11 protein-coding genes are annotated in these 24,235 nt (G+C 72.3%); 4 read left to right on the top strand and 7 right to left on the bottom strand.

The genetic code is table 11. The annotated features are described in order from the left end of the window. The first annotated feature begins 8 nt into the window (after nucleotides 1–8). From ADY59_RS25330 to ADY59_RS25320, 3 genes are read left to right on the top strand one after another with little or no spacing between them, the layout of a single operon-like run. The gene (locus tag ADY59_RS25330; protein WP_053175136.1) at nucleotides 9–470 is read left to right on the top strand and encodes a hypothetical protein; all 462 of its coding nucleotides are present in this window, start codon (nucleotides 9–11) and stop codon (nucleotides 468–470) included. Continuing rightward, nucleotides 467–1,165: a response regulator transcription factor gene (locus ADY59_RS25325; protein WP_049566486.1), complete on the top strand. Its 699-nt coding sequence runs from the start codon at nucleotides 467–469 to the stop codon at nucleotides 1,163–1,165. Before ADY59_RS25330 ends, ADY59_RS25325 begins: the two co-directional genes overlap by 4 nt. Continuing rightward, nucleotides 1,162–2,637 carry a sensor histidine kinase gene (locus ADY59_RS25320; protein WP_049566484.1) on the top strand — a complete coding sequence of 492 codons (1,476 nt, stop codon included), beginning with the start codon at nucleotides 1,162–1,164 and terminating at the stop codon, nucleotides 2,635–2,637. The genes ADY59_RS25325 and ADY59_RS25320 overlap by 4 nt, the downstream gene beginning before the upstream one ends. Here ADY59_RS25320 and ADY59_RS25315 read toward each other — a convergent pair. Then, nucleotides 2,622–3,986 (bottom strand): FG-GAP and VCBS repeat-containing protein, encoded by a 1,365-nt coding sequence (locus tag ADY59_RS25315; RefSeq protein WP_049566480.1) that lies wholly within the window; start codon nucleotides 3,984–3,986, stop codon nucleotides 2,622–2,624. The genes ADY59_RS25320 and ADY59_RS25315 overlap by 16 nt on opposite strands. Before the next feature lie 67 nt (nucleotides 3,987–4,053). Between ADY59_RS25315 and ADY59_RS25310 the strand changes: the two genes are divergently transcribed. Continuing rightward, a complete protein-coding gene (locus ADY59_RS25310; RefSeq protein WP_231618879.1) occupies nucleotides 4,054–5,283 on the top strand; it encodes a cytochrome P450 in 1,230 nt (409 codons plus the stop codon). Here ADY59_RS25310 and ADY59_RS25305 read toward each other — a convergent pair. The 6 genes from ADY59_RS25305 to ADY59_RS25280 form a co-directional block, all read right to left on the bottom strand. After that, nucleotides 5,273–6,649 (bottom strand): MFS transporter, encoded by a 1,377-nt coding sequence (locus ADY59_RS25305; RefSeq protein ID WP_049566477.1) that lies wholly within the window; start codon nucleotides 6,647–6,649, stop codon nucleotides 5,273–5,275. The two genes, ADY59_RS25310 and ADY59_RS25305, sit on opposite strands and share 11 nt — an antisense overlap. Continuing rightward, on the bottom strand, nucleotides 6,646–7,245 hold the full coding sequence (locus ADY59_RS25300; protein WP_049566474.1) for a TetR/AcrR family transcriptional regulator: 600 nt from the start codon (nucleotides 7,243–7,245) through the stop codon (nucleotides 6,646–6,648). The genes ADY59_RS25305 and ADY59_RS25300 overlap by 4 nt, the downstream gene beginning before the upstream one ends. Nucleotides 7,246–7,266: 21 nt before the next feature. Next, nucleotides 7,267–7,911: a biliverdin-producing heme oxygenase gene (locus tag ADY59_RS25295; protein ID WP_049566472.1), complete on the bottom strand. Its 645-nt coding sequence runs from the start codon at nucleotides 7,909–7,911 to the stop codon at nucleotides 7,267–7,269. Between the two features lie 103 nt (nucleotides 7,912–8,014). After that, entirely contained in the window at nucleotides 8,015–9,304 is a 1,290-nt protein-coding gene (locus ADY59_RS25290) for a hypothetical protein (protein ID WP_049566469.1), read from the bottom strand. A gap of 12 nt (nucleotides 9,305–9,316) precedes the next feature. Beyond that, nucleotides 9,317–10,996, bottom strand: a complete 1,680-nt coding sequence (locus ADY59_RS25285) for a hypothetical protein (protein WP_049566465.1) — start codon at nucleotides 10,994–10,996, stop codon at nucleotides 9,317–9,319. Nucleotides 10,997–11,037: 41 nt separating this feature from the next. Further along, on the bottom strand, nucleotides 11,038–23,973 hold the full coding sequence (locus ADY59_RS25280; protein WP_197093837.1) for a hemopexin repeat-containing protein: 12,936 nt from the start codon (nucleotides 23,971–23,973) through the stop codon (nucleotides 11,038–11,040). Between the last annotated feature and the right edge of the window lie 262 nt (nucleotides 23,974–24,235).

Genomic DNA, 24,235 nt, shown 5'->3' with positions numbered 1-24,235 from the left:
AGAAGGACATGACCCAGCTCGACGACTCGCCGTTCCGCGGTGAGGAGCCGGCCGCCCGGCCGCGGCAGGGGGCGTCCCGGCTGACGCTCGCCCTGGTGGCGGGGGTCGTCCTGGTCGCGGGCGTGCTCATCGGCATCCAGGCGCAGAAGGCGCTGGGAACGCCCGCGACCACGGCGGCGTCCCCCGGAACGCGGGGGAACGTCCCGCAGCAGGGCGGCGGCCGGCAGCGCATGACCGGCGGCGGGACGGTAGGAACCGTCGAAAAGGTGGAGAAAGGGAAGGTATACCTGAGGACCATGGACGGTTCCACTGTCACGGTCACCACCACCGGCGCGACCACGGTCCAGGTGTCCAGGCGCGGCTCGGTGTCCGACCTCGAGGCCGGGGCCACCGTCATGGTGCGCGGCGAGCGGGGCGGCGACGGCTCGGTGTCGGCCACCGCGATCACCCAGACGGGGTCTGGCCGGTGAGCGACCCCGGGCCCGAGGCCAGGCTGCTGGTGGTGGACGACGAGCCCAACATCAGGGAGCTGTTCTCGGCCGGCCTGCGGATGGCCGGGTTCGAGGTGCTGACCGCCGCCGACGGGCGTGAGGCGCTGCGCGTGGCCGAGGAGAGCGCGCCCGACCTGGTGATGCTCGACGTCATGCTGCCCGACCTGGACGGCCTGGCGGTCGCGGGCAGGCTGCGGTCCCGCGGCCGCCGGGTCCCGGTGCTGTTCGTCACCGCCAAGGACAGCCCCGAGGACACCATCGCCGGCCTCGGACTCGGCGAGGACTACGTGACCAAGCCGTTCAGCCTGGAGGAGGTCATCGCCCGCATCCGCGCGGTGCTGCGCCGGACCAGGCGGGGCGATCCGCAGCCCAACCGGCTCCGGATCGCCGAGCTGGAGCTGGACGAGGAGACCCACGAGGTGTGGCGTGACGGCGTCCCGGTGCGGCTGTCGCCCACCGAGTTCCGGCTGCTGCGCTACTTCATGCTGAACTCCGGCCGGGTGCTGTCCAAGGCGCAGATCCTCGACCACGTCTGGAACGGCGCCTGGCGCACCGACGTGGGCCTGGTCGAGTCGTATGTGTCCTACCTGCGCCGCAAGATGGACGCGGGCGAACCCCGCTACCTGCACACGCTGCGCGGCGTCGGCTACATCCTGCGCCCGCCGAAGGGATGAGGAGGCACCTGGCCCGCACCCCGCTGTGGCTGCGGCTCGTGTCGGTCACGCTGCTCCTGGTCACGGTGGCGATCACGGCGACCGGGCTGTTCGCGGTACGGCTGCTGCGCGGCTACCTCGTCGAGCGGGTGGACCAGCAGTTGCGCGCGGCCAGCGGGGCCTGGCGGGTGATGCCGCCGCCGCCCGACCCGCAGCCGGGGGCCCGGCCGCAGCGCTTCTTCGGCCTGTTCCACCAGGTGCTGGTCGACCCGGGCGGCACGGTCGTGCGCACGTTCGCCGAGTCGACCGAGAGCCACGTCCCCGACCTGCCGCCGCTCACCACCGCCGACGTCGTCCGCCGGGCGGGCCGGCCGTTCACCGCCGAGTCACGCGGCGCGGGCGGCCCGAGCTGGCGGGTGGTGGCCGTGCCCAGGCGCGACGGCGCCAGCCGGGTGATCGCGATCAGCCTGGGCGACGTGGACGCCACCGTCTCCCAGCTCGGCCTGATCGTCGCGGCGGGCGGCGGCGGGACGCTGCTGGTGCTCGGGTTCGCCTGCCACTGGCTGGTGCGCCGCAGCCTGCGGCCGCTCGGCGAGATCGAGCGTACGGCCGGCGACATCGCGGGCGGCGACCTGTCGCGGCGGGTGCCGCTGTGGGCCGGCACGACCGAGGTCGGCAAGCTCGGCCGGGCGCTCAACGGCATGCTCGGCCAGATCGAGCGCGCCGCCCGCGAGCGTGAGGCGGCGGCCGAGTCGGCCCGCGAGTCCGCCATCGCCGCGCGCCGGTCGGAGGAGCTGATGCGCCGCTTCATGGCCGACGCCTCGCACGAGCTGCGCACGCCGCTCACCTCCATCCGCGGGTTCGCCGAGCTCTACCGCCTCGGGGAGGACAAGGACCTGGCCGAGGCGGTGCGGCTGCTGGGGCGGATCGAGGGCCAGGCCGCCCGGATGGGGCTGCTGGTGGAGGACATGCTGCTGCTGGCCCGGCTCGACCAGCGGCGCGGGCTCGCGCGGCGGCCCGTCGACCTGCTCAGCCTGGCCGCCACGGCGGTGATCGACGCCCAGACGCTGGCGCCGGGACGTGAGATCGAGCTGGTCCGGCTGCACGGCGGGGAGGGCCCGGTGATCGTCACCGGCGACGAGTCGCGGCTCGGCCAGGTGGTCGGCAACCTGGTCAGCAACGTGCTCACGCACACGCCGGACGGGACGCCGTTCCGGGTGGGCGTCGGCGTCCGGGACGGGCGGGCGGTGCTGGAGGTCGCCGACGAGGGGCCCGGCTTCCCGCCGGAGGTGGCCGAGCGGGTGTTCGAGCGGTTCTACCGCGCCGACCCGGCCCGCGGCACCGGCGGCTCGGGGCTCGGGCTGGCGATCGCGGCCACGCTCGTCGAGGCGCACGACGGCACGATCTCGGCGGCGGGGCGGCCGGGCGAGGGCGCCGTCTTCACCGTCACGCTGCCGCACCAGCCGCACGCGCCGGATCAGCCGATCGCGTAGCCGTACAGGCCCTCGCCGGAGCCCAGCTCGCGGGCCCTGCCCGGCCGCAGCCCGCTTTCGCGCGCGCCCGGCACGTACGTCACCACGCCCTTGCCCGGAGCCGCCACCACCAGCCCGTGCGGCGGCGGCCCCTTCGCCAGCGTCCGGAGCCCGCCCGTGGCCGGCAGCGCCGACACCGACCAGCCCTTCCCCTTGATCAGCACGTCGCCGTGCCGGCCCAGGCCGCCCCGCGGGGCGCCGGCCAGCACCTGCACCGCGTTCTCGCCCGGCACGCCGACGGCCAGCTCGTCGTCGCCGTCGCCGTCGAAGTCCGCGGCCGCCAGCGACGCGCCGAACCGGTCGTAATAGCGCGGCGTGCCCTTGAGCAGCCTCTGCGTCCACATCTCCGACCTGGCTCCGCGCAGCCCGTAGCGCGTCCCGTACAGCACGTGCAGCGCGCCGTCGCCGTAGTCCATCGCCCGCTGGTTCGCCGTCAGCCCCTCGCCCGGCACGCCGACGACCAGGTCGTCGCGGCCGTCGGCGTCGAAGTCGCCGGTCGCCAGGGCCGCCCCGAACCCGTCCCACTTCTCCGCGCCGCCCTTGATCCCCGCCGAGCTCTGCGTGATCCGCAGCGCCCGCTCGCGCCGCACGTCGAGCACCGTCACCGACCCCTGCCCGTCCGCGGTCACGCTGTCGGCCGGCGCGCCGGTCACCAGCTCGTCGTCGCCGTCGCCGTCGAAGTCCCCGGTCGCCAGCGACTCGCCCCACTGGTCCGTCGCGCGCGCCGCCTGCCGCACCCATCCCGTCCGCTGCGTGATCGGGTACGGTTCGCGGCCCTTCATCCAGTAGAGGACGACCCCGCCCCCGGACCGCATGCCGGGAGCGCCCACCGCCAGCTCGTCGCGCCCGTCCCCGTCCAGGTCGCCGGCGGCCAGCGACGCCCCGAACCGGTCGCCCGACGGCCGGGCCGGCGCCAGTTCCCGGCCGGGCCGCAGCCCGCCGGGGGAGCCACGGTAGAGCTGGACGACCCCGTCGCCGTCCGCGCCCGGCACCCGCTTCCCGGCGAACTGCTCCGACACCCCCACGGCCAGGTCGGCGCACCGGTCCCCGTCGAAGTCGCCCGACGCCAGCGCCGATCCGAACGCGTCACCCGGTTCCGCGCCGTCCTGGACCAGCTTCACCCGTTCGCCCGACCCGTACAGGATCGTCACGGATCCGGCCCGCCGGTCGTCGTACGGGGCGGCCACCGCCACGTCCGGACGGCCGTCGGCGTCGAAGTCCGACGGCGTGCCGGCGCACCGCGCCACCTGGGCGTGAGCCGTACCGGCGGTGAGGGGGAGGAGCAGGCAGGCGGCCAGCAGAGCGTTCATGCCTCTAGGAATGTCCGCACCAGCCGAACCCGGGCTTAACTCCACGGGAACGTGCCAGGATAGGCACGTGGACATCGACCTCGCCGATCTCGACTTCTGGCGCAAGCCGCTCAAAGAACGACACGAGGCGTTCGCCCGGCTTCGCGAGCTGGACCGGCCGGTGTTCTTCCCGGAGAAGAAGGTGCCCTTCCTCCGGTCGGGCAAGGGCTTCCACGCCCTGGTCCGGCACGCCGACGTGGTCGAGGCCAGCCGCAACGCCAAGGTGTTCTCCAGCGAGCCGGCCGTCACCAGCCCCGAGCCGCCCGGCTGGGTCAAGCAGGTGTTCGGCGAGTCCATGGTCAACATGGACGACCCCCGGCACGCCCGGCTGCGGCGCATCGTCACCCGGTCGTTCAGCCCGCGCATGCTCGCCGGTCTGCAGGCCGGCATCGAGGCCGCGTGTGCCCGCATCGTCGGCGACGCGGTCAAGGACGGGCCGCGCGACTTCGTCTCGCAGATCGCCGCCCGGCTTCCCATCCACGTCATCTGCGACATGCTCGACATCCCGGACGAGCTGCGGGCCAAGGTCCACCAGCACGCCGACGTCTCCACCGCCTACACCGGCGTCCGGCCCAGCCTGGCCCGCAGCGTCCAGCTCGCCGGTCAGAACATGCTGGCCCTGCTCGCCCTCCAGCGGATGGTCATCAAGCTCGGGCAGGAGCGGGCCGCCGATCCCAGGGGCGACCTGATCTCCCTGCTCGTCACCGCCAACCCCGACGGGGAGAAGCTCACCGACCGCGAGCTCGGCTCGTTCTTCGCGCTGCTGCTGGTGGCCGGCAACGAGACAGCCCGCAACACCATGGCCCACGGCATCAAGCTCCTCACCGACAACCCGGCCCAGCGTGAGCTGCTGATGAGCGACTTCGACGCGCACATCGGCGGAGCCGTCGAGGAGATGGTCCGTCACGTCTCACCGATCATGCAGTTCCGCCGCACCGTCACCGAGGACTGCATGCTGCGCGACCTGGAGTTGAAGAAGGGCGACAAGGTCGTGCTCTTCTACGGCTCCGCGAACCGGGACGAGTCGGTCTTCCCGGATGCCGACCGGTTCGACATCACCCGCGACACCAAGCCGCACGTCGGCTTCGGCGGGCCCGGCCCGCACTTCTGCCTCGGCGCCAACCTGGCCCGCCAGGAGATGCGCGCCATGTTCCGCGAGCTGCTGACGCGGCTGCCGGAGATCCGGTCCGTGGGCGAGCCGGAGCTGCTGGTGTCCAACTTCGACAACAGCGTCCGCAGTCAGGCGTTCACGTTCTGAGCACGTTCTCGCGGATCGCGACGGCCGTGATCAGCGCCGCGACCCCCATCATCGCCGCGCTGATCAGCATCGCCAGCCGGAACCCGGCGTCGAACACCGGTGCGTTCTGGAACGCGTCGCCGACCAGGCCGACCAGCGGCGGCACGGCCGCCACCGCGAGCAGCCCGCCGGTGCGCGCCACCGCGTTGTTCACCCCGCTGGCCGTGCCCGCGTAGCGGTCGTCGACCGTGGCCAGCACGGTCGCGGTCAGCGGCGCCACCGCCGCCGACAGCCCCAGCCCGAAGACGGTGACCGACGGCAGCACCTGCAGCACGTACGAGGCTCCCGGACCGATCGTGCTCATCCACAGGAACCCCACGCCGGCCAGCGCGATGCCGCAGGTCATCGGCAGGCGCGGCCCGACGCGCTTGGCCAGCTCGCCGGCCCGCGGCGACAGCAGCAGCATCAGCACGGTGACCGGCAGCAGCGCCGAGGCCGCCGCCAGCGGCGTGAACCCCGACACCACGATCAGCTGCACCGCCAGCAGGAAGAACACCACGCCCATCGCCCCGTACATGATCAGCGTCACGACGTTCACGGCGGTGAACACCCGGTCGCGGAACAGTCCCACCGGCACCAGGGCGTCCGGCGACCTGCGCTTCTCCAGCCACACGAACGCCGCGCCCAGCACCACGCCGGCGGTCAGCACGAGCGGCGCGCCGAGCTCGATCAGCCCGTAGGTGACCCCGGCCAGCGCGAGCGCGGCCAGCACCGAGCCCAGCACGTCGAAGCGGCCCGTGGCCAGCTCGTCGCGGCTCTCGGGCACGTGCCGCACCGCCACCAGCACCACCAGCGCCGCGAACGGCAGGTTGATCAGGAACGCCCACCGCCAGCCGACCGTCTGCACCATGAGCCCGCCCAGCAGCGGCCCCACCGCGCTCGCCACCCCGCCCAGCCCCGACCAGACGCCGATCGCGCGCGGCCGGTCGGCACGGCCGAACGACGCCTGGATGATCGCCAGCGAGCCCGGCGTGAGCAGCGCGCCGCCGACCCCCTGCAAGGCGCGGGCCGCGACCAGGAACTCGATGTTCGGCGCCAGCCCGCACAGCGCCGAGGCCAGCGCGAACCAGACCGTGCCGATGAGGAACACCCGGCGCCGGCCGAACCGGTCGCCGAGCGAGCCGCCCAGCAGGATCAGCCCCGCCAGCGTCAGCGTGTAGGCGTTGACCGTCCACTGCAGCCCCGCCATGCCCGTGCGCAGCTCCGCGCCCAGGTAGGGCAGCGCCACGTTGACCACGGTGCTGTCGAGCATCGCCAGGCCGGAGCCGAGCACGGTGGCGGCGAGCACCCAGCGGCCCTGCGCCGACCGGATCGCCAGGTGGCTCATCGCGCGGCCGAGATCGCGCGCAGGACGAACCCGGAGACCACCTCGGCCGCCTTGTCCACGGTCACCGCGCCGCTGATCAGCGGCACCCGCTCGGCGCCGATCACCGCCAGGATCATGCGGCCCGTCGCCGCTTCGTCGATCAGCTGGAAGTCACCCGAGGCCACGCCGCTGTCGAGGATGTCCAGCAGGACGCGCTGCATCGGCGCCACGTGCTCGGCCAGCCGCTGGTAGGCGTCGGGGCCCAGCGCCGCGCCCAGGTCGGCCGCCCCCGGATGCGGATGCGCCAGCAGCCCTTCGAGCTGCAGCCGCACGAACGCGCGCAGCCGGTCGGCCGGGGAGGCGCCCTCGGGCAGGTCGCGCTCGTAGCTGTCGATGAAGTAGCTCGTCACCCGCTCGGCGAAGGCCAGCAGCAGCGCCGCCTTGTCCGGGTAGTAGTTGTAGAGCACGGTGCGGGTGATGCCGGCCTCGCCCGCCACGTCGGTCATCGAGATGGCGTCGATGCCCTGCACCCTCGACAGGCGCGAGACAGCCTGGAGGATGCGGTCGCGCGTCTGGGCACGGTGCTCGCCGATGGTGGCGGCGGAGATGCGGGGCATAGGGCCATCGTAGGCTTTCGCTCAGGCGGCGGCCCGGACGGTGTGCATCAGCCCGGCCAGCACCTCGGTGTTGAGCTGATACGCGAGCCGCACCTCGCGGATGATCCGCTGCCGCTCCCGCTCGTCGAGCTCCAGCGCGTCGAGCCGGGCCCGATACTCGTTCTTGAACCGGGGCAGGCTGCCCACCTCGTCGAACACGTAGAAGTCCGCGCCGCCGCCGCCCTTGCGGTAGCCGTAGATCTTCTCCAGCTCCATCCGGATGAACTGCCCGCCGGACAGGTCGCCGAGGTAGCGGGTGTAGTGGTGGGCGATGTAGCCGCCCGGCCAGTCGGCCATCTGCTCGATCCGCGCGACCAGCGTGCGGGTCGCCTTCGACGGCGCGATCCGCTCGCGCCAGCCCGCCCCGTACACTGTCGCCAGGTCACGCTCCAGCGCCGGCTCCCGGTAGAGCTCGGGGAAGACGAAGCGGCCCGCCACCGGATGATCTCTCAGCCTGCGGGACACGCCGTCCAGGGCGACGTAGGCGAAGTAGTGCTGGGCGACCATCTCGCCGTACTCCGGCTCGCTGAGCCGGCCGCTCATGAGCTCCTTGAGATAGCTCTCGTCCTCGGCCGACTCGTGGTCACCCCAGGTTGCGGCTCTCAAGGTCTCGGAGAAAGAGGTCACGGCTCACCCCACATGCGGTACGGGCATCTTCATGACACAGTGTCACAAACCCGGGGGCGTGCGGTCAAGCGGATGACGACACCCTGTCATGAACCCCTACCCGCTACGGAAGGCCGATGAACTCCGTGCGGCCCAGGAAGAAGGCCGCCTTGACGTTGTCGGGGCCGGCCAGGTCCTGGATCTCGCCCGCGCCGCCGCCTACCGGCACGTCCTCGGGAACCAGCGCCCCCAGCTCGGCATGGGACCGCGCCATGGTCAAGAACTCGGCCGTGAGCAGCTCGACGACCCCCTCCAGCAGCAGGTACGGGTCCCCGGCCCGGTCCGCCCGGTCCACGTAGGCGGGGTGGGCCAGGCGGTGCAGCAGCTCGTGCAGCATGGTCCGGCAGAGGTACGGCCGCCACGCCTCCCTCGGCCCCCAGGCGGCGCCGGGCAGCAGGTCCGGGACGTAGATCCAGCCGGTGTGGCCGTCGCGGTGCGCGGGGGTGCGGGGAAGTGACTCGCTCACCAGCCCCGCCAGCGCGGGATCGCCGGTGAGCCAGCTCCGCAGCAGCTCGTCCAGCTCCTCACGGTGCCCGGCCCTGGTGTGGTCGTACCCCGCGGTGTGCAGGGCCGATCCGCCGGGCGCGGCGCGGCCGATCAGATGCACCTGGCGGCGCAGGAACGCCAGGCGCGTGGTGTCGTCGTCGGGCCGGGCGCTGCCCCCGGTGACGTCCTCGCCGTAGGCGAAGCCGTCGTGCAGCGGCCCGTCAGCGCGGGCGACGGCGAACAGGCCGGTGTCGTCCCGGACGAACGCCTGCAGCGTCCGGGCGAGCTGCTCCATCCACAGCGGGTCCTCCATCTCCAGCGTGCCGGCCTCCCACCGGCCCCGTTCCGCGATCAGCCGCTCGGTCAGGGCCGGAAGCACGGCCGACGTCAGCGCCTCCGGGTCGAACGCGGCCGAAGCGGGGGGCCGGTAGAGCTCGGCCAGCCGCGTCAGCGCCGGGCCGCCGGGCACCCGCAGTGCCGCGGGCAGCGCGCTCTCCAGCCAGCCGCTCAGCGCGAGGATCTCGTAGGTGAAGGCGTCCCCGGAGAAGCCCGGGTCGAAGCGGCGCCCGCCCGCCAGGTCGACGAGCAGGGACGAGGCCCGCGCGCCGTCGAACTCCGGCCCGGCCGCCGCGGCGTTGCGCAGCAGCAGGTCCTGGCCGTGCACCAGCCACCGCTGGTCGGGCAGCTCGTAGCCGGCGACGTCGATCCACCGGGACGGGTACTGCTCGGCGACCTCGCCGCGCAGCCGCGCCTCCAGGGAGCGGAAGGTCTCTTCCACGCCCTGCCGGGCGAGCAGGTCGTCCACTCCTGAACCGGCGCCGGCGACGGGAGCGAGCGCGGCGTCGCGTTTGGTCTTGACGAGGGACATGAGGCTCCGCTCCTACAGGCCGATGAACTTGGTCGCGCCCAGGAAGTACGCGGCCTTGACGTTGTCCAGGGAAACGCTGCCGGCGATGAGCTGCGCCTTCACCCCCGCGTCGGCGTAGCCGAGCTCCAGATAGCCGGGGTCCGGCGCGGCGTACGGCTCGTCGCCGAGGATGATCAGACGGCTCTCCTCGTTCGTCTTCACGTCCTCGATGAGCCGGGCGAAGACCTCCACGGTGAGCAGCTCGGTGAACCCTTCGAGGAGGATCTGCTTGTGGCCGGCCTCGACCGTGCGGACGTGGTCGTGCGTGAGGACGTGCAGGAACTCGTGGATCAGCGTACGGGCCCGCTTCCACCGGAAGTTGACCCGGGAGGTGAAGTCGGTGTTGTGGTGCCACGGCTGCACCATGACCTTGCCCGTGCCGGGCGCGTGGCAGGCTGTCAGCTGGCTCACCACCCGGAGGTACTTCACGAACTTCGGGTTCTGGAGCAGCTCGGTGTAGACGCCCAGCAGGAACTTCTTGTCCTCCGGCCGGGACGGGTTGTAGTTCGCCTGCGCGTACGGGCTCCCGTACTCCTTGCCCCAGCCGACGTAGTCGCCCCGGTTGACCAGCCAGCCCAGCAGCTCCCGGGTGTCGCCGGGTTTGCTCTCGGTGCTCACGAGCTGCTGGCTGTAGATCCAGCCCTTGTGGTAGACGCTGTCGATGGCGGCGAGCGGATAGTCGCCGTACTGCTTCTTCAGGAAGCCCTGGACGAAGTTCGCGATCTTCCCGATGTCCTCCAGTTTGTGGGGCTCGGTGACCCGCCCTGACGCGGTGTGCCAGACCCGGTACTCGCCCCGGATCACCTGGAGCAGGTTGATCGTCATCTGCTGCCTGAGCAGGTCCGGGTCGAGCGGCCCGATGGGCCGGGCCTTGTTCCTGCCGGGGTTGTAGACGGTGTGCAGCCAGTCCCTAGTCTTCTGGTCCGGCACCGAGAGCGTGCTCAGCAGCTTCTCGCACATCAGGCCGCCGACCTGCAGGACCCGCAGCTCCATCCCCTCGCCCACCTGCATGGTCATCCTGATCTGGCTCTTGGCCGTGGTGATCAGGCGCTTCACGATGGCGAGGGGCTGCACGCCCAGCTCGGTGAGGGCCTGCTCGTTGTCGGCGATGAGGCACAGCGCGCGCATCAGCCACTGCGCCATCTCCTCGTTGTGGACACCGATGGTTCCCATGAAGGCGTCGCCGATCTTGCAGGGCTTCTTCAGGATCTGCGCCACCTTCTTGTCGATGTACGCCCCTTCCTCGCCCTTCGCCAGCTTCGTGATCTCGGTGTAGTCCACCCGCAGCGGCAGCCCGCCGACGACCAGGTCGACCGGCTTCTCCAGGCCGGGTTCGAGCAGATCGTCCAGAATGGAGTCGACCTGGTTCCGCACCACGAGGTCGATCTCGTCGGCCTCGTCGACGTGGATGATCGTCTCCGAGGGAAGTCGCTGCACCGCGTTCCCGCTGCTGCGCGGACGGGTGATCACGTCTGTCGGCGGCCCGCCCTGCTGGTTGCGGGCCTGGCCCAGAAGCTGCTGCGGCACCCGGTTCTTCGACGGCACCGTCCGCTGCATGGGCGTGCCGGTGTTCTGCACGGTGGGCTGGTTCTTCTTCCTCTGGAAGATCTTGGGCGGGATGAACCTCTTCGGCTTGCGCGTGTCCTTCTTCATGGACCACCTCGTGTCAGGGCGGGCGGGTGAGCCGGGCGAGGTCAGCCGGCCCGGTAGGTGAGGACCAGGCCGACGTTGATGAGGGCCTCCCGCTCGCCGTCGACGGTCAGCGTCCACTCGCCGGTCCGCAGGCCGGGGATGTGGAGCGCCTTGCCGTCGTCGACGAGGTGCCCGTTGAGGCGCAGCCGGGCCGTTCCCCAGTCCGCCACCTCGTAGCGCGCGAACAGCCCGGAGATCTGGACCCCGATCATGTCGGGGAACATCTCCGGCACGATCGGCAGTATCAGGTCGCCGCCCTCGGCGAGGGCCTGCCACTGCTCCGGGAACTCACCGGCCACGTCGACGTAGCGGGCCGCCGGGTACGGCCGCCGCATCCCGCGCACCGCGTTGGCGAACACCTCACCACCCTGCTCGGCGGTGTACTTGACGGTCAGGGTCACGTCGAACAGGTCGTACGGGCGCCGCCCGGTGATCTCCATGCGCCAGGTCGACACCGCGCCCGTGCCCTCGAACGGCAGATAACGGTCGTCGTCGAAGCGCAGCTCGAACAGGCCGTTGTTGTCGCGGTGCTCCTCGGTGTCGGACAGCGCGATCTGCTGGCTGGGCCGCCAGTCCGACCGGACCGAATCGGGCGCGTCCCCCTTGCCGTCGAGCAGGTAGCGGACCGCCCGGGCGTCCGGGGTGAGCACCGTCTTGTGGCCGGTCTGGGTGAGCATGGCGTTGACCTCGATCGGCCCGTCCGGCCCGTCGAACACGACCGAGACGGTCTTGATCCGCCGCCGGTAGTGCCCGGGGAAGTCCCGGTCGAACAGCTCCTCGGTCAGCGCGAACTCGCAGCGGCCGGCGTTCTTCAGCGCGAGCACCGCGAGCGGGTCGAGCTGGAGCAGCGACACCCGCTTGGTGATCTCCAGGCCGCGGCTGTCGGAGGAGGTGTACGCGGCGCCGAGGCGTTCGACGTCGACCGCCAGGGCCTCCCCGGCCAGCAGGCCGTTGCGCCGGCTCTCCCAGTAGACCGGCTGGATGTGCGAGTCCGTGACGCCCCGCTCGTACTGGTAGGCGCGCTCGGCCGCCTTCGCGGTCTCGTGCGCCAGCCCGTAGGAGGCGAAGTACAGCGCCGCCAGGCGGCCCGCCTTCCACTGGTAGAGCTCGGAGTTGGTGAACTTGCCCGTGAGGAAGGTGGCCACGGCCTCCAGGTCGGCGATCTCCTGATCGGCGATGTCCAGCTCCTTCCTGGCCGCGGCCAGGCTCGCCTCGCCGGCGGCGATCTGGCGGGCCAGCTCGCGCTGGTCAGCCCTGGCCTGCACGACCTGGAAGTTCCAGTCGCCCTCCTGGCGTTCCTGCTCGACGCGGACCCCGTACAGCTCGCCGAGGACGCTGAACGCCTCGCCGAGCGTCTGCGCGATCTCGGAGCCGACTTCCAGGACCTTGCCGACCTGCTCGCCGCCGATCATGGTGCCCAGGATGAACGGTCCGGCCAGCACCTGCGGGGCGGCATAGGCGAGAGTGGCGCCGATCTTCAGGCCGACGGCGGCGAAGTGCGAGTTGACGCCGTCGGTCATCGCGCGGATCTGCGACTGCTGCAGCGGGGTGAGCCCGGTCTCGATGAGCTTCTCGTAGTGCTTCTGCCGATCCGCGGCGGCGTCGCGGGCCGCCTCGTACTGGGCGAGGGTCTGCGTCGCCGCCGCCACCTGGGCCTCGCGCACGGCCCGGGTCAGGTCCCTGATGACGCTCTCCTGCCGGGTCTGCAGCAGGGTCAGCTCCTCGGCGTCACGGCGTTCGAGCACCCCCAGCAGCTCGCCGCCGAAGCCGCGCAGCCGGTCGGCGAGATCCTGCGCCTTGCGGTGCAGGAAGCCGAACCGGTGGTGCGGGACCGGCGCCGCCTGCCCGGCCGTGACCTGGCCGGGAGTCAGCCCGGCCGAGGCGCCGCGGACCAGCGCCATCACGTCGGCGGGCGGCTCGAACAGCGGCAGCGGCCGGCTGACGCCCAGGAAGTCGAGTGAGGCCCGGATCTTGCGCAGCCGGTCCTCGACGCGGTCCCAGTAGTCGCCCAGCAGCGTGTTGCCGGGGATGAAGAAGTAGCCGTCGGCCACGCCCCGGTGGATGGCGCCCATGCCGTCGAGCAGGGTGCCGCCCGCCGTGACGACCTCGGCCTCCGGGCCCGGGGTCGTGAGCGGGCCGAGCTCGTCGTAGCTCTTCGCCTCCTGCAGGTGGCGCGGGCCGGCGCTCTGCGGGCGCCTGCCGAGCAGGTCGTGGGCCAGGAGGTAGAGCATCCTGGCCTCGTCCAGGCTCTCCATCGTGTGCTGGCGGAAGAGCAGGTCGCCCCAGTCGAGCACGTTGTCGACGTAGGCCATCACCACGGCCCGGCGGTAGGAGACAGGGCGCAGCTCCGCGATGGCGTGCGGGTCGAACGGGTCGTCCCGGTAGGCCTTCAGGAGCGCGTCGTGGTCGCCCATCAGGTCGTACTGGCGGCGCAGCCGGGCGATCATGCCGATCTTCTCGCGGAGCCGCCCGATGTCCTCGAACGCCCGCACCCGATCGGCCAGCCCGTCGAGCAGCGCCAGGTCAGCGGGCGTGGCCTTGCGGGCGTGCTCGAAGACGGGGGCCAGCGACTCGACGTCGTCCAGGACCGGCCGCAGCAGCGCGCCGGTGTCCGGCGGCAGGTTCGCCAGGTCGGCCCAGCAGCCGGCGGCCAGCGCCCGCAGGTCGATCGCCAGGAACGGCAGGAACCTCCAGTAGCGGTCCTGCTCCGTCGGGTCGAAGACGTACTCGTACCACGTCTTGGCGTCGGCGAAGCGCTGCGCGGCGTTCAGCGCCTGGGCGATGAGCAGCGGCGCGTGGAAGAAGATCTCCCAGTAGTAGCGGCCGTTGGCGCTCTGGAAGTCCAGGTGGGTGCTGACCGGCACGCCGGCGACCTCCGGCTGCACCTTGATCGAGGTCGAGCCGGCGTCGCCGGTGGTGAAGGCGGGCAGCTCGTCGATCTCCTGCGTCTCGGGCGCCAGCAGTGTCCGCACACCGCCGACCAGGAGCTTGCGGTTCAGCTCGAACGCCGTGCTGGAGGTCAGCCGGACGATCTCGTGCGGCAGCGCGGTGTACTCGTACGGGCGCGGCACCGCGCCCGCCTTGGCGTGCACCACGTACCGGCTGCCGAGGAACAGGTAGAGGGCCGACGGCGTGTCCATCGAGCCGGTGCAGCTCGCGGCGAAGCCGGGCGGCAGCGACCCCCAGTTGCCTTCGATCGGGATGAAGTCCCGCAGCCCGGACAGCTCATCGGTGGCCGGGATGACGGTGTAGTCCTCACCGCTGAAGACGTAGCGCTGGTCGCCGCGCTGGAAGACCGCCCTCACCGGCCGAGGCAGCGGCTTCGGGTAGCCGGGTTCCGCCAGCAGCGGGACGTCCGTCCCGTCGAGGGCGTAGCGGTAGTACTCCAGGCCGCTGGTGAGGAACAGCTTCTCGCCCGACACGTACGCCGCGTCGACCACGCCCGTCGTGTTGAGCACCGTCGCGATCTTCCCGAGCGCGCGGTTCGGGTGCCGGGCCGGGTCGCCGCCCACGGTGAAGGTGTCCTCGCCGAAGAAGTACGGGACGCCGTTCACGTCGGCCGCCGCGCTGATCTCGGGCGGCAGGCCGTCGGGGTTGTCCTTGAGCGGCCGCGGATAGCCGTCCTCCTCGCGGCGGCCGTTCGCCAGCTTCGTGTACGTGGATCCGAAGATCAGGAACAGTGTGGAGCCCTTCACCAGCGCGGTCCGGATGCGGCTCTTGTCCGGCACCGGCCACTTGTCGCGCGCCCGGCCGGGCTGACCGAACAGGCCGGTCGTCACGTCACGCTGGACGTAGCCGTCGCCGTTGACGAAGTACTCGGCGCCGTCGAAGGTGAAGGCGGCGTCGATCGAGGTCCAGTGCGGGAAGCCGGTGCCGGAACCGAGCTGCCGGGGGTAGCCCACGTCCATCTGCCGGTCCACCAGGCGTCCCTGATAGCGGTAGTACTCGCCGCCGCTGAACACGTACGTGTGCTCGCCCCGCACCAGCACCGCGTCGACCCGGCCGGTGCCGCCCAGCCTGCCGTCGGGCACGTTGCCCCAGCGGGCCGCGGTCGGCTCGCCGGTCGTCTTCAGCGGCCCGACCGGCTTGGTGACCAGGAACTCGCCGGCCAGGTTGTCGAAGAACCAGCGGGTGCCGTCGCGTTCGAAGGCCGCGCCGAGGCCCTGCCTGTCGGGCAGCCGGTGGCCGTTGCCCTTGAGCTCCAGCACCGGCGGGTCCTCGCCCGGGTCGGCGATGACCGGCCGCACCAGGAAGCTGCCGCCCTTGTGGTCGATGCTGAACCAGGGCCCGTCGGCCGAACCGGCCGGCATGTTGAACCGGACCACGCCGCCGACCGGCTCGGCGAACACCTTGCCGAGGTCGATCAGCTTGGCCGGCCGCGCCGGCGCGGAGATCGGGATGGCGTACAGCTCGGGCGTGAGCACGTACGAGGCGTCGTAGGAGTCCTCGCCGATCGTGTACGGGCACGACACCACGATCGAGTCGTGCGTGCCCGACCCCGGGACGGTGGCCGACGCCTGCACGAACAGCGGCCCGGTGCTGATGAGGCCGTCGTGCAGCGGGCCGGGCGGCAGCGCCTGCGGGGCCACCCACTCGCCGTTGAGATTCTGGAAGGAGTAGTAGATCCGCACCCGGTGCCCGGGCGGCGGCGCGGAGACGCTCTGCCGGTCGCCGTCGCTCGTGGTGGTGATGACGGTCTTGCCGGTGTCCTCCGGCGCGACCGCCTCCACCAGGCTCCAGAAGACGAAGACGCGGCCGAAGGCGTGCACGGGGTCGACGCGGTCGGCGTCGATCTGCACGTCGACCCGCTGCCACGGCTCCCAGCTCGCCGACAGCCGGTCGCCGTCGCGGAACTCCGCCTCCCGGAAGTACCAGCGGCGCGGATCGGTGCGGGTGAGCCCGAACAGGACGAGCTGACGGGTGCCGTCGGCGTCGTCGTCGGCCCGGTAGACGTACGCGCCGGCGATGGTCAGGCGGCTGACCTCGGTGTACTCGTCGAGGTAGCGTTTGTAGGCGCGCTGCACCGCGTCGGCGGTGATCTCGCCCTGCAGCAGGTCGTCCTCCAGGTCGCGGAACGCCGGCGTCTTGGTGTCGCGCAGCTCGGGGCGCAGGTAGTTCTCCGGGTAGAGGAAGGCCTTCCGGTTGGCCTCCCAGATCCGGTAGTTCCTCAGCCACTGCCACCAGGTGCGCAGCTTCGGCTTGACGTCCTCCCCGGAGCTCAGCTCCTCCAGGTCCAGCAGGTAGCGGTGCAGGTAGAGCTGGGTGGCGGAGATGGCCTCGCGCACCCGCGAGGTGGTGGCCTCCCGGCCCATCCCGACGTCGATGAGGGCGTGCTCGTAGATCTCGGCGGCGGTGGCCAGCTCCGGGTGCAGGTGCAGCACCGCCGGGACGAGCGCGTCGCGCCTGAGCACGTTGAGGTCGTCGCGGGCGAGCGGGACCGCCGCCTCGGGCAGCAGCGCCTCCAGCGTGGCAGGGGTGGCGCCGTACAGCGCCGACGGGCCGGCGCCCATCCTGGCGGCGACTGCGAACAGGTGGTCGAGCTTGAGCAGGAACTCGATGTCGAAGCGGTGCTCCTCCGCCGGGAACTCGGTGATCAGGCCCGCGTTGCGCTTGGCCCAGCGCAGCTCGTCCGGGTCCCACGGGAACAGCTCGCACAACCGTCCGTACGGGTCGGCCGCCCCCTTGGCCAGCATCCCGGCCAGGCCGGGGTGGCGCCGGTTGAGATCGGCGAACGCGACGACGGTGTGCACGTCGGTCAGGCGGTAGTCGGCCGCCTCCGACCAGCGGTGCCGGAACAGCTGCGGGAAGGTGCGGTCGATCACGTCCAGCCGGCCCGAGTAGCGGACGTACTGGTCGTCCTTGACCAGGTAGACGGCCTCGCCGAGCGTGAAGGCGCCGGTGATGCCCTCCTCGAAGGTCTGTGGCAGATCGCCCCAGTCGTCGTCGATCGTGCGCGGGTAGCCCTGCTCGACGTGGTCGAGGCTGCCGGGGGCATAGCGGACGTACTGGTCCCCGGCGAAGGCGTACAGCTCGCCCCCGCGCCCGGTGAACGCCGCGTCGAGCGGCGCGGTCGTGAACGTGTTGCGGACGCGGCCGAACCGGGCGGCGACGCCGTCCTCGGCGCCGTCCTCGGTGAACCGGTCGCCCTTGAAGAAGTAGATCTTGCCGTCCTTGTGGAAGGCGGCGTCGACGCCGTTCCCGAACTCGTCCGGGAGCGGCCCCCAGTCGTCCTCGATCGTGCGCGGGTAGCCCTCGTCCACGTACAGGTAGTCGGCGCCGGTGTAGCGGACGTACTGGTCGCCGGAGAACAGGAAGGTGTGCCGGTCCCGGACCAGCGCCGCGTCGACCCGGCCGCGGTCGGCGATCGTGTTGCGCACCCTGCCCAGCAGGCCGATCGGGTACGTCGCGGCCGGCTTGACCGAGACGGCGTGCACGACGTCGCCGGTGACCAGCCAGGCGGTGCGGCCGTTGGCGACGGCCGCGCCGACGCCGTGGCGGGCCGCCGCCTCGTCGAACGCCTCGGGCAGCCCCGCGAACGCCGGCTCCCTGCGCAGCTCGCGCACGACGGGCTTGGGGTAGCCGGGATCGACGTAGCGGTAGCCGGGCCCGGTGTAGCGGACGTACCGGCCGCCGCCGAACAGGTACGTGTGCCCGCCGAAGACCACCGCCGCGTCGACCGCAGAGCCGAACGGATTGACCGAACGGCCCCACCGGTCGCGGATCGGGACCGGCGGGGTGAACGTCCGGTCCGCGTAGGTGGTGAAGGTCTCGGTGAAGAAGAAGTGCGTCGCCCCGTCGGCCCCGGTGAAGGCGGTCCTCAGCCGGTCGCCCGGCGCGACGTCGAAGCCGCGCCACAGACGCTCGATCGGCCGCGGATGCGACCACTGGCCGGTGCCCTCGCTGAACTGCACGCAGCGCTCGCCGCTCAGCAGCACCATCGTCCGGTTCTCGAACAGCACCGCGTCCGGCATGGGGAACCCGTCCGGAGCCTTCCAGAACGTCTCGTCCGTGAGCGCCGGATAGTCGGGGTCCGGCCTGTCGTAGGCGCCCTCGTCACCGGTGTAGACGAGGTAACGCATCGCCCCTCCGGGCTCCGGGTGCTCGAACACGTACGTCGTGCGGTCGCGGTGGTAGGCCAGCGCGACGCTCTTCAGCCCGCCCCAGTGCTCGGCGATGGGCTTCGGCTCGCCGTCGATCAATTCCGCCGAGTCGCTGTGGACGACGAACTGGTCGCCGCTGAACAGGTACGTCCTGCCGTCGCGGCCCACGAAGGCGGCGTCGACCGCGTTGTCCTGATAAATCGTGTTACGCGGGCGGCCCCACTCCTCGTCGAGCGGGTAATCCCTGCCGACGGCCGTGTCGAAGCACATCAGCCCCTTGAACAGGTACGTGTTCCCGTCAGCGCCGGTCAGCACCGCGTCGAGGTCGCCGCGGTAGTCCTCCGGGACGGTCCGCAGCGCCGGCGGCCGGACCGGCTCGTCGCGCGCCGGTCCCTCCAGCGCGTGCTGCCGCCGCCAGCCCTCGCCCGTCCGCGCCACCACCGAGCCCTGGTCGATGTACGCGGCCGTGATGCCGGGCAGGTCGTAGGCCCGGTAGAGGCCGTCGGAGACGGCGTGCCACTGGCCGCCCCGGAACAGGTAGACGGTGCGCCGGTCGGCGAACGCCGCGTCCACGCCGTCCAGCGTGACCTTCAGTCCGCCGAGCCTCGGCTCCTCGCGCAGCGACGACAGGGCGCGCGGGTAGCCGTCCTCGACGAACCGGTAGTCGTGGTCGCGATAGCGGACGTACTGGCCGCCCGAGAACAGGTACGTGTAGGTGCGGGTGACGTCGGCGCCGTCGGCCTTCTCGGTCACGTCCATGACCAGGGCGGCGTCCACCCGGCCGGTGCGCTGGATCGTGTTGACGACGTTGCCCCAGAAGTTCGCCGTGGCCGCCGGATAACGGTCGTCGATCCGCGTGTGGTCCGCCGTCGAGTAGCGGACGTACTGGTCGCCGGAGAAGACGTAGGTCCTGCCGTCCCTGCCGGCGAACGCCGCGTCGACGTGGCCGAACGGGATGCTGTCCCAGTGCTTGTCCAGGCTCATCGGCTCCGACCACCAGCGGTGCCGGTTGTCGAAGACGACGAAGCGGCCCTCGCTGAACAGGAAGGTCCGGTTGTCGCGCCCGGTGAAGACCGCGTCGACGCCGGTGAACGAGTCGGGCAGGTTCAGCCAGTTGTCCGCCAGCGGTTTGGGGTAGCCCTCGTCCGGTCTGGTGTGGTCGCCGCTGGAGTAGCGCACGTAGAACGGGGTGTCGTCGCCGTACACCCGGACGCGGTCGCCGGCGCGGCGGATGGTCAGCACGATGCCGCGCTCGTCCGTCACCCGCCACCCACCCGCGGCCCCGGCCCCTGCCTCGACGGCGGTCTCGGTTCCGGCGGCGGTCTCGGTTCCGGCGGGCGTCTCGGTTTTGACGGCGGTCACGATGGCGTCCGGGGGCACCACCACACCGTGGTCCCGCAGACGGCGGCGGAGCGCGGGCGAGCAGGCCCCCTCCTCCAGCCCGGCCCCGAAGTCGGCCGGCAGATCCAGGATCAGCCCGGCCGGACCGAACAGATGCGCCGCCCCGTCCATGGCGAACGCGGCGTCCACCCGGTCCAGGCCGCCCCAGTCGCCGCTGACGGCCCGCGGGTAGCCGGCGTCCACGACCGAGTAGTCAGCGCCGGAGTAGCGGATGTAGCGATCACCGCTGAACAGGTACGTCCTGCCGTCGAGCGCGACGAACGCGGCGTCCACCCGGCCCTCCGGCAGCACGTCGGCCAGCAGCCCCCACCGGCCGGCGGTCGGCGTCACCCCGCCGGCACTGGTGGCACTGTCGGCACTGTCGGTGTTGTCCGGGCTCGCCGTGGCCGTCGTCCCCTCGCCCGGGAGCGGGCGCAGCGCGACGGTCTTGCCGTCCTTGAACAGGTGCAGGGTGCCGGTGCCGTCCTCGAAGGCCGCCTCGACGCCGCTCTCGAACTCGACCGGCACATCCGCCCGCCACGACTCGATCCGCCGCGGGTAGCCTTCGGCCACCCGGACGCCGTCGTTCTCCGGGCAATCGGTGTAGCGCGCCACCTGGTCGCCGCGGAACAGCAGATAGCCCTCAGCGTCGGAGTAGGCGGCGTCGATCCGCTCGGCGCCGTCGAACGCGTTGCGCACCCGGCCCCACCGCTCGGCCAGCGGCCGCTCGCTCACCCCGTCGAAGGCGCGGTCGCCGGACAGCACGTACGTGCGCCCGTCGTGGCCGTGGAACGCGGCGTCGACCGCGTCCCGGAACGTCTCGGGGAGCGGCGTCCCGCCCTGCCACCACTCGGTGATCGGCCGGGGGAAGCCCTCGTCGGCGTAGCTGAAGTCGTCGCCCGAGTAGCGCACGTACTGGTCGCCGGCGAACAGGTGGGTGCGGCCCTCGGGGTCGACGTAGGCGCCGTCGATCTTCTTGGGGGCGGCGAAGTTGTTGCGGACCTTGCCCCACACCTGCTCCTTCGGCGCCCATCGGGTGCCGCCGGGCTCCCGGGTGAAGCACGAGGAGACGTCGCCGGAGCCCCGGCCGACGATCCACTCGGTGCCGTCCGGCAGGGTGAAGGCGGCGTCGACCGCGGACAGCCCCGCGAAGTGCGGCGACAGATCCGTCAGCGGCCTGTCGCGGGAGTCGGCCAGGGCCATCGTGCGGGCGGAGTACGTCCGGAAGACGTCGCCGTGGAAGGTGTAGATCAGCCCGTCGTGGCCGGTCAGCAGCGCGTCGACACGGTCGTGGCCGGGTGGCAGGGTCAGCGGCTCGGGGAACTTGCCGGCCAGGTCCTGGTCACGGAAGGCCACGGCGACCTCGTCGGCGTCCAGCCCGAGCTTCGCGGCCAGCCGCGCGAAGCGCCGCAGCCGCCGATACACCCGCCGGAAGTCCGGCCCGGCGGCGCCCGTTCCGCCGTCGCCGCCGTCGCCGCCGTCGCGGTCGCCGAGCGCGGGTACCACCAGCACGTCGAGCCCGCCCGGCGCGACGGCCGCGCCGATCGCCTCGACGACCGGGCCGGACACGCCGAACCCGTCCTGGAGCAGGGTGTGCAGCGTGTCGCGCTGACGCGCGGCCAGCTCGCCCAGCGCGCCGGCCACCTCGGTGACGGCCGCCGCCTGTTCCCTGGCCACCGCGTGCAGCAGGAAGAACACGTCCCTGGCGTAGTCGTCGAGGCCGGGCAGGGTGAAGTCGAGCGCGCTGGTGACGGTGCGGAAGTAGGCCAGCCGCCGCTCGGGCACCGCGAGCGACCCGGTCAGGTGACCGGCCTCGACGAGCATCGCGACGAGCTGCGCGCGCTCGTCGTCGTCGAAGCCGAGCGCGGTGACGGCGTCGAGGTCGAGCCGGTAGGGCGCCTGCGCGCGCAGGATGCCCGCGATGCGCTCGAAGACCAGCTCCCCGTCCTCGCCGGTGAAGCCCTCGCCCAGGTCGAGGGTGCCCTCGGGGTCGCCGAACTCGTGCCGTACCTCCTCCCTGACACGGCCCTGGTCGGTGACCTCGGCCGCCAGCCGGGCGGCCACCCGCGCGGCCATGGCCTCGTCGGCCAGGCCGGCCAGGTCGTCCGGAGTGACCAGGTACGCCTCCGCCCGGGCGGCCGCGAGCTGCGCCTTCATCGCCTCCAGCACGGTCCGCCGGACCGGGTGGAACTCCAGGGCCAGGCCCAGGCCGGCGAGGTCGAGCGTGGCGAGCGCGGTCTTGTCGCGATAGGCGCCGTTCGCGTCGACGATCCCGTTGAAGCGCAGGCTCTCGGTGAGCGCGGCGAACTGCTCGCCGGTCAGGTTCAGCTCGGCGAAGGCGGCCGGGTCGAGCGTGATCCGGGCCTTGCGGTAGTCCGCGACCCGCTTCTTCAGCAGGGCCAGCACGGCGGGCGCGACGTCGTCGAGCGGCGCGTTGACGCGGAGACCGGCGGCCTGCCCGGGATCGGCGAACAGCTCCGGGTCGAGGACCTCGCCCTCCATGGTGAGATAGCCGTTGTGCACCAGGTTGTCGTAGAGCTCGCCCCGGTCGGCCTCGGTCAGCCGTGGCAGGGCGGCGGCCAGGTCGGAGGGGTAGAAGCCGCCTTCGAGCTGGGCGACGGCGCCGAACACGGTGTCCCGGTACGGGGAGAAGTCCCCGGCCAGGATCAGCCGGGCGGGCAGGTCCTCCGAGGTGAGCAGCCCGTCGGCCTGGACGACGCCCCGGATCACCAGATTGGCGAAGATCTTGACGGCCAGCCGGTCGCCCAGCCCGAGCCCCAGGAAGTCCCGCCCGGACAGCACCCCGAGCCGGTCCACGGCGTCGCGCGCCGCCGCGGCCACCGCTCCCGGCTCCGGACGCAGCACGCGCGGGTCGTGCGGTGACACCACCCCGTCCCGGTAGGTGGCCAGCACCTCGTACAGCACCCGGGCGGCCCGCTCGTCGAACCGGTCCGACACCAGCGTCGCGGGCGTCAGCGCCACGTCCGCGAACCGCTCGGCGATCCCCGCGATCACCTGGGCCTGCTCCTCCTCCGACTCCGGCGTCGCCGGCTCGCCGAGGATCGAGGCGAGATCCTCACCCGCGAACCCCCACAGCCGCATCCAGGCCACGACCTCGAACATCGTCTGCGCCAGCCAGAGCGAGGCGGCCGGGTCGTCGTCCCGTTCGAGCATGCGGTGGATGTCGCCCGAGCGGCCGTCGAGCACCGGCAGCACCGGGAAGGTCGAGTGGCGCTCGATGGCTGGATCGGCCTCCAGCGCCGCCAGCACCGCGAACAGCTCCGCGACCGGCATCCCGAGCGCGCCGGTCAGCCGGGCCACCCGGTTGAGCACCACCAGGCCGGACCGGGTGACGCCCCGGTCGAACGGGCTCTCCTCCAACGGCCCCGCGTAGCGTGCGCGCAGACGCCGGACCACCTCGGCGACCTCCGGCTCGGCCAGCCCGATGGCACGTGCCACCCGGCGGCGGTAGGCGCGGTTCTGCGGCGCGAGAATGTCCCCGGCCGGCAACGGCTCGTCCTCGGCCTCGCCGGGCAGCGTCCGGGTGATGAGCGCCTCGATCAGCTCGAACGGCACGTCATGCGTACGATGCAGGTGCGCCGCCGCGGCGACGGCGCGCAGCGCCACCGGCTCCAGCCCCGGCGAGATCGCCGCGGCCACCCGGTCGAGATCCGTGAACGACAACCCCGCCCGGCGGGCCAGCCGGACGAACCGGTGCGCGCGATCGAACCACTCCCGGGGCGGCTCGCCGCCGCCGTCGCGCAGCACGAGCGTACGGTCATCGGGCCCCACCTCGACGACGGCGCCCTGATGCACCCAGAACCCGCCGCGCGAACGCCCCGGCTCCGGGTCCTGGTACAACAGTTCACGCAGCTCATCGCCGGTCAGCGACGTCGCGGCCAGAAACCGCCCGACATCGCACAACACCGACACCGGCTCCCCGTCCGCCAGCCCGTACGCCTCGGCCAGCCCGGCCTCGTGCGGCCGCTCGACAGAGACGAGCTCGGCGTCCTTCGCCGTCAGCCCCAGATAGTCACGGGCCACCCTGTCGCGATCCACGGAGGCCGCGAACAGCCGATAGAACTCGACCGGATCCGTCCCCAGACGCCGCAGGTACGTGGTGAACCGCGCCGCGTCCAGCGAGAACGGCAGCCCGTGCGGATGCTTCAGCTCCGCCAGCCGCTCGTACGGCCGCTCGCCGACGAGCGCTTCGAGCACCTCGTTGACCACGTCGAGATACGGAACGGGAGTGAAGGTGTTCTCCTCGTCCAGCGTGACCTGCCCCAGGCCCGGCCGCCGCCGCAGCAGGGAGACGTCGTGGAACGTCTCCCGCAGGAACGTGAGCAGATCGGTCAGGTAGGCGGCGGGTGAGTAGACGGAGCGGGCTTCGTCCCCCGCCCGCAGATCGAGTTGCCCGAAAAGACGTTCGTGGCTCGGCAACGAGGCGTCACTGCGCACGCGGAAGGCCCCCTCCATGAATCAGCCCCCGATTCGGCCGCCTCATGCTCGCCGATCGCGGGAAGAAGGGCCATCCATCCAAGTGGTGACAACTTTGATGCAAGGAGTCACCGGCCCAGCCTCCTGTGCGGTGCGCCGGTGACGCTCCGTCCCCACCGGCGGGCGCGGTATCGGCCCCCTCCCCGCTGCCGGTTCCCCGGTAGCGGCCACGCGCCATCGACGCCCACCCGGGCGAAACCCTGACCGAAACCCCCGGCGCCCC

Origin of the sequence: Nonomuraea sp. SBT364 (assembly GCF_001083785.1) — a bacterium.
Taxonomy (GTDB): Bacteria; Actinomycetota; Actinomycetes; order Streptosporangiales; family Streptosporangiaceae; genus Nonomuraea.
Note: the sequence above shows the minus strand (reverse complement) of the source record. Positions and strands in the feature narration are given on the sequence as shown.

Bases quoted from the DNA above. Each gene is read 5' to 3' on its own strand.
- ADY59_RS25330 (WP_053175136.1), top strand. From the start codon at position 9: ATGACCCAGCTCGACGACTCGCCGTTCCGCGGTGAGGAGCCGGCCGCC.
- ADY59_RS25300 (WP_049566474.1), bottom strand. From the start codon at position 7,245: ATGCCCCGCATCTCCGCCGCCACCATCGGCGAGCACCGTGCCCAGACG.
- ADY59_RS25315 (WP_049566480.1), bottom strand. From the start codon at position 3,986: ATGAACGCTCTGCTGGCCGCCTGCCTGCTCCTCCCCCTCACCGCCGGT.
- ADY59_RS25285 (WP_049566465.1), bottom strand. From the start codon at position 10,996: ATGAAGAAGGACACGCGCAAGCCGAAGAGGTTCATCCCGCCCAAGATC.
- ADY59_RS25305 (WP_049566477.1), bottom strand. From the start codon at position 6,649: ATGAGCCACCTGGCGATCCGGTCGGCGCAGGGCCGCTGGGTGCTCGCC.
- ADY59_RS25290 (WP_049566469.1), bottom strand. From the start codon at position 9,304: ATGTCCCTCGTCAAGACCAAACGCGACGCCGCGCTCGCTCCCGTCGCC.
- ADY59_RS25320 (WP_049566484.1), top strand. From the start codon at position 1,162: ATGAGGAGGCACCTGGCCCGCACCCCGCTGTGGCTGCGGCTCGTGTCG.